The organism is Phycisphaerae bacterium (assembly GCA_035384605.1).
Classification (GTDB): domain Bacteria; phylum Planctomycetota; class Phycisphaerae; order UBA1845; family PWPN01; genus JAUCQB01.
In genome coordinates this window covers 58881-70844 of sequence record DAOOIV010000016.1, presented here as the reverse complement: position 1 = coordinate 70844, position 11964 = coordinate 58881, and the positions used below count along the sequence as shown (strand labels likewise).

Here is an 11964-nt window from a genome sequence, read left to right as displayed (position 1 = left end):
GTGGGGAGTAGTAGCGGTAGCCCCAGTAGCCCAGGTGAGTTTCGGGGTCGAACCATTTCGTCGAAAACCGGATGGGGTTGGCCAGGGCGAAGGCCGTGGCGTGCTCCCGCCAGTCGCCGTCGGCGTCATCGTCCGGGCCGATGACGTTTCCGTATGGGTCGTACTCGTAGTGGGCGGCCAGGGTGTTTTCGACGCCGGTGATGTTGCCCTGGCCATCTTTGATCGTCTTGACAAGCTGACCGACGTTGCCGTTTCCGTCATAGAAGAACCAGTACGTTCCGTGGAACGTGCCTTGCGTCTCCTCCTCCACGGCCAGAAGGCCGGCGATGCCGCCGGCGTCGTGGATGGGGCGGGAAAGGTCCAGGCCTTGACTCGCCGCGGCAGGTGAAACCTGCGGGTTGGCGCGCAAGCCGGCCTGCGGGGCGGGCCGCGTGGTGGCAAGGGTGCAATTGCGATCGGTTGCGTTGTCGCCGTTTTTGAGCATGAAGCGCTCCGGTCGCTATTTGTCGCGGGTGATGAAAATGTACAGTATGGATGACTGGTTGTCAAGGCATTTGAAACCTGGGCTCTATCGGGTCTGTGAAGGTTGGGTGGCCGGCTGTCACAGGATCTGGAGCTTACGCGACGGGCTCTTGAACGACTCCTGGAGGTTTGTTCAGGTGTGTGCAGACCAAGAGGCAGACGCATGCCCGAGAGGGTCGCGTCCATCCGTCCCGGCCTCACCCCAAGGCTGTGCAAGACGGACACGGTTGTGAATCGTCCGGGGAGAAGGTCTGCGAGCGCGGATCTTATCTGGTTCAACCACCGCGCCACGTCTGGACCCTGCCGTCCGCGACGCGCAGGTCGAGGTCATTTCTGGGACTGCCTTGAGAACGTAAGTCGTATTATGGCAAGCAATTAACGTCGAAGACCGGTCTGTTGCTGTCCACAGGGGAACAGCGGGGAGAGGCATTGATATACCGTGGGGGTGCGGAATCCCAGGTCCCGTGTTTTGCGGGCTTGGACAGGGGCGAAGTGATGTGGGATGTACGGGCGTTACTCGTCACCGAAGATGGAGGATCCGTCAAGATCCATCTCGGCGGTGTCGTCCGTGCCCGCCAAGGCTTCCAAGGCACTGATGGGGTCTTCTTCGCCCTTTGCGGTCGCCCCGGCAGTGGCTGGTTTAGGGGTAGCGGGTTGCTTGGCGGTCGCAGGTCTTCGTGTTTCGAGACGGGTGTGAACGGGTTTGATGTTCTTGGGTTCGCCGTTCACCTTTACGGTGAAGACGACGGGGCCAATGACCAAGTGGTCGCCTGCGGCGAGTTCCTGTTCGCTGATCCGCTTATTGTTGACGTAGGTGCCGTTGGCGCTGCCGAGGTCGCGGACAGCCACCGTGTTGCCGGTTACCATCAAAACCGAATGTTTTCGCGAGATTTCCGGAAGGGGGATTCGCAGGTCGCATTCCTCGCTGCGTCCCACAAGAGTCTTGCCCGGCGAGAGGGGGAACTCTTTGCTCGAGCCGTCGTCTTTGAACATTACCAGCACAACGTTCATGACGCCAACCTGCCTCAAGTTGCCTGAAACTCAGGTTTTGCGCACTGCTCGATGCCCCGCGAGTCTCGCGATGCCGATGCTCGCCTGGAGGACCAGCAGCGCGCCCAATCCACACGCGGCGGGGCGTCCCTGAACGGCCGTTTGTGAGGTGTGCATCAGCTCACTTGTTGCGCCGGGTCCGCCCCAACGCTGATTAGTCTACCGCTTGGCGTCATGCCTGGCAAGGCTTTTGGGCTTTGCCGGCTTACAGGCGCAGCCCGCCCCAGGATCGGGGCGGAATCGCAAGAAGCGAGTTTGCCGACCTTTATGTGGAAGCGATCTGAGAGGCGCAACTTGAGACTCGACCGCCCTGGCGTTCTGCCAAGGCGGTTGGAGGAGGGAGTCCCGAAAGGCCCAGGCTGTGGCCTATCGGAGGCGGTCTTCCGGAGGGCCTCGGCCCGAAACGGTGCCGCCCAAAGGATGTCTGCCGTAGGGGGACGCGCCGGCGGCGGCGTGCCCCTGTTGCTCGGGATCGGAGGATTTCCGACGGCCGGAGGTAGAGAGGGAAGCCGTATGGTTGGTGGGCGGCGGGGCGTTCAGGTTTGACTGTCCGGCAGCAGCGGCATGTTTTTCTCGTCGGATGCAGGGGGCAAGAACGGTGCGGACGTGTTTGGTCGCGTGAGAGCCGTCCGGTGCTGACAAGACCTGCTTGTCTAAGGCGGACCGCGTTATGGTGGGCCGCAACCCAAACGTTCTGCGATCCAGAAACATGCGCGCGAGCCGCACAGATGTCCGGCCGTAAGGATTGAAAGGCGCATGCCCACGCAAAGCCGTGGGCATGGCACCCGACGGACCTGCCCTACCTGCTCGGTGGAGGATTGGCATCGTTATGGGCGCTGAATGCGGAAAGGATTCCGCGGGGGGTGCGGCCCGGAAAGGATTCCGGGGCGAGCGGACGAGAGTGCGGCCCGGAAAGGATTCCGGGGCGAGCGGAATGCCAAACTCCAGGGCCCGGAAAGGATTCCGGGCCGAGCGAACGAGAATGCGGCCCGGAAAGGATTCCGGGCCGAGCGGAACCCAAACGTTCTGCGATCCAGAAACATGCGCGCGAGCCGTACAGATGTCCGGCGGTAAGGATTGAAAGGCGCATGCCCACGCAAAGCCGTGGGCATGGCACCCGACGATCGGGAGACATGCGCGCAAAATGCGCACCAGTTGCGACGGAAGAGACTAAGGACGAGCATGTCCGCGAGGTGACCATACACTCGCACAGACGTTTGATCAACCAACTCAAGGAAGAGGTTGCCCGATACGACGCTCGTCAGCCGGCACGGGGGTAGGACCACGACCGCGACCGTCCTCACTGCCGAAGGTGCGACTGGATTGCCTCCAGGAAGCGTTCGCCGAACTGGCGGCTCTTGATGGCTCCCACCCCTTTGATATCGAGGAACTCATCCGGAGAGCGGGGCCGGCGACGGGCCATTTCGCGGAGCGTCTTGTCGCTGAAGATCATGAACGCGGGAACGTTCAACTCATCGGCGAGGTGGCGGCGAAGGTCGCGGAGCTTGCCGAGCAGATTCATGGCCGCGGCATCGAGCGGTTCGCTCTTGCCGGACAGCGGCGGCAGGCGGGTTGTTCGTGTGGGCGCCCGCTTGGGACGGTCTGGGTCGTCTGTCCTTCGCTCCCGGCGCTGACGGCCGTCGCGTCGTCCCGGATCGGAAAGCCGGGCGACGGCCTGTGACCTGAGAACCTTCCAGCCCTCCGGCGTCATTTTGAAAACGCGGTACTCGCCGTCGATGCGCAGGAAACCCTGGTCGGCCAGTTGGTGCATCCACATAATGAGCACACCCTTGGGCCGATCGGTGATCAGGCCGAAAGTGCTCAGTTTGTCGTGTCCACGGTCCACAATCCGGTCGGTTGGGACCCCCATCAAGACGTCAGCCACGTATGCGGCTCCATAGCGCTCGCCGGTGCGGACGATGCAGGAGAGGATCTTTTGGGCGGTCACCGTGGAGTCCGGGGCTCGCTCGAGAGTTCCCGTGCAGACGTCGCAGGCATCGCAGGATGCGCGGTCCCACGCCTGACCGAAGTAGCTGACCAGCCGTTGGTGCCGGCAGCTTATGCCGGTGCAGAAGTCGTACATCTCGGAGAGCATGCGGAGTTTGTTCTCGAGGTCGGCGGATTCGTTCTTGCGGATGATCGTCCGCCAAAGGTGGAAGTCGCCGCCAGTGTAGAACAAGACGCAGTCGGCGGGCAGGCCGTCGCGCCCGGCACGGCCGGTTTCCTGCTGGTAGTGCTCGATGGACTTGGGCATGGCCGCGTGGACGACGTAGCGGATGTCGGCACGATCGATGCCCATGCCGAACGCCACCGTGGCCACGACGACGTCCGCCTTGCCGGCCGAGAAATCATCCTGGGCCTGTGTTCTGACCTCGTCGCTCATCCCCGCGTGATAGCCGATCGCCCGTACGCCGGCCCGTTGAAGCTGCGCGGTGAGTCCGTCAACATCATCCCGACGAATGCAGTACACGATTCCGACGTGTCCACGATGCTGCTTGATGACGCTCAATACGTTTGCCAGGGTACTCGTGCGGCGGACCACACGGTAACGGAGATTCGGCCGGAAGAAATCGCCGACCAACACCACCGGCTTCCGCAGCCCAAGTTGAGCGATGATGTCGTCTCGAACCGTTGGCGTGGCCGTGGCAGTGAAGCCGTGTACCGCGGCATTCGGAAACCGGACCTTGAGCTGTCCGAGCCGGCGGTAGTCGGCGCGGAAATCGTGGCCCCAGTGGCTGATGCAATGGGCCTCGTCGATGGCAAACGACCCCGCGCCAACGTGGCCGAGCATGTCCACGAACAAGGGATCGGCGAATCGCTCGGGGGCCACGAACAGAAGCTTGTATTCCCGACGGGTGATTCCCGCCATGACCCGCCGTCGGTCGGCAGCGTCCAGGCTGCTGTTGAAGAAAGCTGACGAGATGCCGCGCTGGATGAGCCGGTCCACCTGGTCTTTCATCAAAGCGATAAGGGGCGAAACCACCACTGTGAGCTTGTCACTCAGCAGAGCGGGGGCTTGGTAACACAGCGACTTGCCGCCGCCGGTCGGCAGGACAACCAGGGAGTCCCGACCCTCGACGGCTGCGACCATCGCCTCATGTTGCAGTGGGCGGAAGGATAAGTAGCCCCAGTGCTTCTTGACCACTTCCAGAAGAGAATCCAAGACCCCGGCCCTCGATCTTCTGCTCCTCGGTCAATGTCCATCAGACCCGGTCATGATGTTCCCAGCACCTGGGCCCAGAATGCCTGGGCAAAGATGCGCGTGAAGGTGCCGGAACCGACCTTGAGGGCGGGGATGCGAACCTGCCGTTCCGGGTGTCGGAGGCCTTCCTCGATAAACACCTCCGTTTCCCTGAGCATGCGAGCGCGGATTGCGGTCCAGCTTTCGAACCGACCTCTGAAAGGCGAGAACATTACCGCGTCCCTTCCTCCACCGTCTGCTCGACCTTGTTGCCGCACCAGAAGCCGCCAAGGACCGCGGCGACGCCGACCGTCATGTACTCGATGGGCAGGGGTCTGACCAGATCGTGCGGCGGGGTTGTCGCCAGGGCCGCATAGGGTCGGTATGAACCGGAGCCGGCCCAGCTCATGTCGGATTCCAGGTAGCCGATGAGGTATGCCGTCAGTCCGACGAGCACGACGGCGGGCAGATACCAGCGGACGTTATCGACGCCGGTGACGGTTCGTCCGGCCATGGCTCCGAGAAAAAGCCCGGCGGCCACTGAAGCGATGACCTGTCCCCGGGCGATCTCCGCCACGGGAGTCCGGGCAATGGTAAGCCAGATCACGATTAATGCCACGATCAGTGTCGAGGCGAGCGTTGCGGCTCCAAGTTGCGGCGAGACTGGTTTGGTGCGAGCGGGGCAGGCTGAGACCTTGCTGTCCGGCCAGAGCCACTTCCTGGTCAGCGTGGAGGCGGCCCAAGCCAAGGCCATCACCGCGGCCCAGAGCAGGCAATCTTGTCCCATCAGCCGCATCAATTCTCTGCGCGATGCCGTCTCGGGTGAAGCGCAGTAAGCCAGGACCGACTGCATGGAGCCGCCGCGGAGGGCCATGGTTGCCATACCGACGCCGGTGGCGAACAAGCCGGCTTCGGGCAGCCGTTTTCCGGCCACCGCCGTGGCGATGGCGGAAGTCGCGGCCCCCAAGACCAGCATCATCAGCCAGATGTGGAAATAGGATGACCGTCCGCCGGCGGTGAAAGTCAGACCGAGGAGTGAGTCCGGGGGCTGAGCCACGTTCCAGCCGACGCCGTACATCATCAGAATGGCCACCCCGCAGGCGAGGGCGACACGGGTGCGGTCAATGAGCCCGACATGCGGCGGCGCAATGGTTACAGCGGATTCCATGCCTTGCAGGCTACCCGATAGCGGGCGGGGAGGTCAACAGAATCGGGGTCGGCGGCGAGGGGCCACAGGCGGGAGTTGACATCAGGCGAAGGGTGGCCCTTGCTCCAGTGGAGCACAGAAGAGGATGCTGCCTCGATTCTCGTTCCGCTTACCCTTTCAAGCTGAGAAGCCTGGCAAGGGCGTGCAGCAGGTTGTTGACCGCCGAGTCATCGCCCAACGTGACGGTCAGCTTGTGCTGACCCTTCTCATCCTGAGTGATGCATTCGGACAAGCGGGCCCGGAGGGTTTCGACCATGTCGTCGAATTCCGGTGTCTGAGGACGTTCGGGCAAGAGCTCGGACATGAAGCCCAGGGCGGCGGTCAGAAGCCGGCCGCCGGCCGAGCCGACGCGATCGGCCCGGGCCAGCCGTTCCGCCTCTTCCATCACCCGCCGCTTCTCGCTTTCATCCACCGGTGCATACGGTCGGGCGCCGATCAGGACCTCCAAGCGCCGCTTCAACTCGTCTATTCCGGTCATGAGGTCGACCTGACTGACATCTGACTCGGCATCCAAAGCCGCCATGGCCAGATCGTGCTTGGCCGACAGTGTGCCGAGCAGGTTCTCTTCGATGGTTGCCTCGGTGACCAGCACAAAAACCTGGACCGGTTGCTCCTGGCCCATGCGGTGAGCCCGGGAGATACGCTGCTCCAGGACCGCCGGGTTCCAGGGCAGGTCTACGTTGATCACCGTGTTGGCCGCCTGAAGGTTGAGGCCGGTGGCACCCGCGTTGGTGGTGATGAATACCTTGATTCGCGGGTCGTTCTGGAAGGCGTTGACCAGCGGCTGCCGTTTCTTCTGAGGGATCGACCCGTCCAGCCGGACGAAGGCGATCTTGCGTTTGTTCAACAGCGGCTCGATCAGGTTCAGCATCGTCGTCCATTCCGAGAAGAGCAGGATCTTGCGGTTCTCCTCGGCGACAAGCTGTTCGAGCAGGTTGTCCAGCGTTTCCAGCTTGCTGGAATAGCCCGGTTCTTCCTTGGTTGCGAGGTAGGTGCTATCCGCGGTCATGCGGCACAACGTGAGAGCCTGCCTGAGACGCAGCAGGTCCATTTCGGTGATGTAAGGCTTGGTCACGATGGATCTGACGATCTGGGAGTAGGTCTGGTGGAGTTTGAGTTGCTCGTCGGTCGGGGTAATGCGGACGATCTCCGTCGTTCTCGGCGGAAGCTGTTTCATGACCGAGTCGCGTGTGCGGCGGAGCAGAACCGGCTTGAGCCGGGCGCGCAACTCGTCGAGGTTCTTGTAGCCCAGAACATAGCCGGTTTTGTCGGTGATGCGGTGGCGGTTGAAGAAACGGAAGGCCGGGCCCAGCCGACGATCATCGATGAACTCTGCCACGGAGAACAGGTCATCCAGGCGGTTCTCGAGGGGCGTGCCGGACAGGACCAAGGCGAACGGCGACTTCAGGCCTTTGATGACCCGGCTGGTCTTGGTCTCCCAGTTTTTGATTCGCTGACCCTCGTCGAGAATGATCAGGTCCCATTTGACTTTCTCGACGGACAGAATATCGCGCATCACCTGTTCGTAGTTGCAGATCGTGAAGAACCGATCGTTGTCGTACTGGGCGGCTCTTTCAGCCGCTCCGCCGAGAACAAGCTGGCAATCACGGTTGGAGAAACGGTGGATCTCGCTGCGCCACTGCGATTTGAGAGAGGTTGGGCAGACGATCAGAACCTTTCGGATGTTGACCTCGCGGGCAAGCAACTCGGCCACGCCGATGCCCTGGATGGTCTTACCCAGGCCCATGTCGTCAGCCAGGATAGCCCTTCCGGCACCGACGGCGAACGCGATGCCGTCCATCTGGTAGGGCAGCAGTTCGGCCTTGAGCAGAGTCTTGCGCAGGGGATGGTCCTTGGGGTTTTTCCGGATCTCCGCGGTCTTGGCGGCCATGCGCTGGAGAAAGAGCTGCTGGTTGATGTATTCCTCAGCATCCGGATAAATGACCACCGGGTACCCGAGGATGGCCAGTTTCTGAATTCGCCTGAGAAGGTCGGGAATGTCTTGAATCGCCCGGCCGCTAACCGGCCCGATGAGGGCACCGGCTGCGCCATTGAGGTTGGGCGGGGTCAGCAGGCGCAATTCAAGTTGCTCGCCATACTGCAAATACACGGCCAAGTCTTTCGGTACATACGGGCGGAGCCGGGTGTTCTCGGGAAAGCGTTTCTTGACCTTTTCGGCTACGCGCATGATGTGCTTGCACGTACCGAGCGTGTTCTTGCGATAATCAGGGCACGAACAATAGGACTGCCCTCGTTCCCAACCCCGCAGGGCCACACGGTAGGTTTTGCCCGACATGCGGTTCGTGACCAGGTAGTCGGTCCAGAGTCGGGCAGGGTCCATGGACGTGACGGTCATGTTCCCGGTGCGGGCCCGCTCGCGGCGCTCCTCCAACGCCTGCTCGATGAGCTTCTCCTCGCTCAGGCTCTCGACCGGGACACGCTCGCGAGGCGGGGCCGCCAGGCCCAAGGACATCTTCTCCTCGATGATCAGTGCCAGCGCCGCCCCGATGTGCCGGCAGACGGTGTTGCAACTGGTGCAGTTGAAGCGCAGGCGGTTCTTGGCTTCGGCCATCGCGGTGATCGTGACCACGGCGTCCGGCAGGCTCAGGCGGAACAGGTCCTCGCCGAGGTACACTTGTTCGTCGAGGCGGATCTCGTATGCTCCGCCCAGCTTGATCAGTTCCTTGCCGTTTTCGCCGAGAAGCTGACAGGCCTTGGTGTAGTTCAAACGGGAGAGACGATCACGAAGCGAAGGGAGTTTCCTGGCAGTGGCGGTGAGTTCCATTGTTGTGTACCTCCTCCTGGGCACGGACAGCCGATTGCGATGCTGAACAATGTACCGATGGCATGCTCGTCGTCCAGATCAGTTTCGGGAGGCCCGGATGACTGAATTCATCCACGGGTCTTCACGGAGCAGACGGACGTCTTTGAATCCGGAGGCTTCGAGGTCTTGGCGGTACTCGCTCAACGAGTACGTGCCCCCGCCTTCGGTGTTGACCAGCATGTTGACGGCGAACATTGCCCCGCCCGGCGGGGCGGTGTGGTCGTCGTTCATGACCACGTCTCGCAGGAGGAGCGTTCCGCCCGGGATCAGGGCGTCGTGAATCCCGGCAAACAGTTCGCGGTTTTGCCTCCGCGAGTTCTGATGGGCGATGGCACTGAGCCAGACAAGGTCGGCGCCGGCGGGGAGCTTGTCGACGTAGAAGTCGCCGGGGGCGAGCCTGACGCGCTCGGCGAAGCCGGCCTCGCGGAGCCGCTGCTCGGCCATGGGAATCACCTCGGGAAGGTCGAAGATCGTGGCGGTGGCTTGGGGGTCGAGTCGCAGGAAGGCCATGGTCCAGGTTCCCGACGCCCCGCCGATGTCGAGCAGGTGCTTAAACGGGGGAGGATGGATGTCCGAGACGACCCGGTCGGCAACCGGTTCGGAAACGACATGCATTGCTCCGATGAACGCGGCCTGGTCCGCTGCTTCGCCCCGGATGCTGGGTGTTCGCTCGGCGGGACGGCCGGTCTTGACGACGCGGGCGAGATGCGCCCATCTGCGCATGCAATTAGCGGTGTGCTGGACCATCGGCAGGACCGATCGTGGGCCGTCCTGCGACAGGGCGGCGGAGACCTCGGCCGGCGTGCGGTACTTTCCGTGACGTTTGTTCAGGAGCCCGATGGAGGCCAGCGCATCCAGCAGCACGGTCAATGCGCGGGTATCGACCTGGAGTCGGCCGGCAAGCGTGTCGGCAGCCATCTCCTGGTCGGCGATGACGGTGAACAGGTCGAGGTCGGCCGCCGCCGCGATCACACAGGCCGGCTGGTATGCGCGTGCGAGATCGAGGATTTGTTCGTTCGTCCATTGTTTCGACATGACGGTGCGTTCTCCGAAAACGTGCGGTCGATAGCGGTCATGGGATTGCCTTGGGGGAGGCCGGTCGGGGTTCACCGGATTCCAGTCGGCGGTACCAGCTTGCGGCGAGAACTACCGAACCGACCGCGACCATGAGCGCGCAGATGCCGGCCGGCAGCCATTGATGAGCCACCAGGTAACTCGGCCCGACGTACATGGCTCCGAGCCAGAACAGGCCGACGACCAGTGCGGCGATGTCGGGGAGGAAGGGCTCCTTACGAAACTCGGGGTTTGTCCGGCGGATGTATTCGACGACCGGGCCCCAGCGTCCGGCGGGCTTCGTCGTACGGTAGAAGTGAGCCAGCGTGTTCATGTCGGGCGGCCTGGTCAGCAGTGTCACGATAATGCATGCCGCCGCGGAGACCGACGCGAGCACCGGAATGACGTAGTATACCGGTACGGACCGGCCCCACCCCATGTATCCGGCAATCGGCTCGTCGAGGAAGGTTTGGATCAGCGAGAATACCATGCCCGTCCACATCCCGGCGGCAAACCCGTATCCGCTTATTCGCCACCAATACCATCGCAGGACGTTGGGAACCAGGACAGCCGAGCCGAGGAATCCGAGAATCCAGGTGATCATTGTTGCGATCGAACTGCTCACGAGCGAGATCGCGATGCCGATCAAGATCATCAGGATGCTTGCCAGGTAGCTGGCGCGGACGTAATGCCGGGTTGATGCGGACGGATTGACATAACGCTGGTAGATGTCGCGGATCAGATAAGAGGCCGATCCGTTGACCATTGCTCCGAACGTTGCCATGAAGGCTGCGATCAGCGCAGCCAGGGCAAGCCCTTTGAGTACCGGCGGAAGCTTATGAGCGATTACATAGGGCAGCACCTTTTCGGCGTCGAAGCCGGTCTCGGTAGACCCTGCCACCGCCACGAGCCCGATGATGGTGATGGCCATGGCCATGGGGAACCGGACGGTGTGACAGATTCCCCAGAGCATGCCGGCCAGCGACGCCTCGCGCGTGTTGCGAGTCGCAAGGAATTTCTGGAAGTCGTAGAGCTGCTCGGGCCCGCTCAGGCCCAGCAGCAGCCCCTTCATCAGGAAGGCGATGACCACAGCCCCGAACAAAGCGTATTGGTCGGCCTGGTTCTCGATTTGCCACGGTGGTAGAAGCGAGTACCACTGTACGGGGTTGACTTGAACGATGCGGTTTGTGCCCTCTGCGAGCTTGGCCAGGGCTGCGGCGACCGGTTGTTCGTCGAACGTCGCAAAGCCGAGTACGGCGATCATGGCGGCGCCGGTGGTCAGTACGATCGTTTGCACGAAGTCGACGATGGTCAAGCCGGTGAAGCCGCCGACGACCACGTACGCGCCCGTCAGGCTGATGATGAGCACGGCGCACAGGCGGTCGATGTTGCGTGGTGTCCAGTCGGCCAGGATGGGCACCCATTCCCTGATGGGGAGGAACTGACCGCCGAACTTGCCCATGCCCACGGCCGTGTAGCCGATGAAGGTTGTCAGGGTCAGCACGGCAAAGGTCGTGTAGGCCAGCCGGGCGGTGTCACCGCTTCGCGTCGGCCCGAATCGATAGACCATCCACTCGGACCCCGTGATCACGCCGCTACGACGGATCCACTTGCCCATGTACGCCAGATAGAACGCGGCGATCAGGAAGCCCCACATCCACTGGATCCAGAAGCCGTTGAAACCATAGGCTACGAACATGGAGACAATCCACATCGTGCCCGTGATGTCGAAGTAGCTGGAAGAGCCGCTCATGGCGATCATCCACCACGGCAGTTCCCTTCCGCCGAGGAAGTAAGATTCCAGGCCTTTGGAGGCTCGGCGCTTCACCCAGAAGCCGATGGTCACAACAGCACCGATGTAGGCAATGAGAATCGCCAGATCGACAGCCGACATGAGTGTTCCTCGTTTCGCTTGGACATCGAGCTTGCGAAGGTCGGGCAAGTGTACCTGTTGTTGTTCGTCTTGCCAGCCTGCGGGGAATCCCGGCGAGTCTTGCGGGCCTTGGCGAGGGCAAGCGTGGGCTCGTAACGGGGTTAGACATCGGACCTTGGATCGAATCGACCCGGTTGCCATCGATTGATGGGACGGCGGGCCGGTTTTCTGGAACCGCAGTGCCGTGCGGTGTT

Annotated in this window: 8 protein-coding genes; all 8 read right to left on the bottom strand. The window is 62.3% G+C overall.

Translation table 11 applies throughout. The features are described from left to right. Positions 1–484: hypothetical protein (locus PLL20_06290; protein ID HPD29584.1), on the bottom strand; the 484-nt coding region annotated here is incomplete at its 3' end. A 551-nt stretch (positions 485–1035) separates the two neighbouring features. After that, a complete protein-coding gene (locus tag PLL20_06285; GenBank protein HPD29583.1) occupies positions 1036–1533 on the bottom strand; it encodes an FHA domain-containing protein in 498 nt (165 codons plus the stop codon). 1339 nt (positions 1534–2872) lie between these two features. Beyond that, positions 2873–4735, bottom strand: coding sequence for a RecQ family ATP-dependent DNA helicase (locus PLL20_06280; GenBank protein ID HPD29582.1), 1863 nt, complete (start codon positions 4733–4735; stop codon positions 2873–2875). Between the two features lie 50 nt (positions 4736–4785). After that, positions 4786–4986: a hypothetical protein gene (locus PLL20_06275; GenBank protein ID HPD29581.1), complete on the bottom strand. Its 201-nt coding sequence runs from the start codon at positions 4984–4986 to the stop codon at positions 4786–4788. Beyond that, on the bottom strand, positions 4986–5921 hold the full coding sequence (locus PLL20_06270) for a hypothetical protein (protein HPD29580.1): 936 nt from the start codon (positions 5919–5921) through the stop codon (positions 4986–4988). The genes PLL20_06275 and PLL20_06270 overlap by 1 nt, the downstream gene beginning before the upstream one ends. 148 nt (positions 5922–6069) lie before the next feature. Continuing rightward, complete coding sequence (locus tag PLL20_06265) at positions 6070–8745, bottom strand: DEAD/DEAH box helicase (protein ID HPD29579.1); 2676 nt, start codon at positions 8743–8745, stop codon at positions 6070–6072. Positions 8746–8823: 78 nt separating this feature from the next. Then, complete coding sequence (locus PLL20_06260; protein HPD29578.1) at positions 8824–9819, bottom strand: methyltransferase; 996 nt, start codon at positions 9817–9819, stop codon at positions 8824–8826. A gap of 37 nt (positions 9820–9856) precedes the next feature. Further along, positions 9857–11731: a hypothetical protein gene (locus PLL20_06255; protein HPD29577.1), complete on the bottom strand. Its 1875-nt coding sequence runs from the start codon at positions 11729–11731 to the stop codon at positions 9857–9859. Positions 11732–11964 lie beyond the last annotated feature (233 nt).

Excerpts from the sequence above, each read along its gene's own strand:
- PLL20_06285 (HPD29583.1), bottom strand. The coding sequence starts at position 1,533 with ATGAACGTTGTGCTGGTAATGTTCAAAGACGACGGCTCGAGCAAAGAG.
- PLL20_06275 (HPD29581.1), bottom strand. The coding sequence starts at position 4,986 with ATGTTCTCGCCTTTCAGAGGTCGGTTCGAAAGCTGGACCGCAATCCGC.
- PLL20_06260 (HPD29578.1), bottom strand. The coding sequence starts at position 9,819 with ATGTCGAAACAATGGACGAACGAACAAATCCTCGATCTCGCACGCGCA.
- PLL20_06255 (HPD29577.1), bottom strand. The coding sequence starts at position 11,731 with ATGTCGGCTGTCGATCTGGCGATTCTCATTGCCTACATCGGTGCTGTT.
- PLL20_06270 (HPD29580.1), bottom strand. The coding sequence starts at position 5,921 with ATGGAATCCGCTGTAACCATTGCGCCGCCGCATGTCGGGCTCATTGAC.
- PLL20_06265 (HPD29579.1), bottom strand. The coding sequence starts at position 8,745 with ATGGAACTCACCGCCACTGCCAGGAAACTCCCTTCGCTTCGTGATCGT.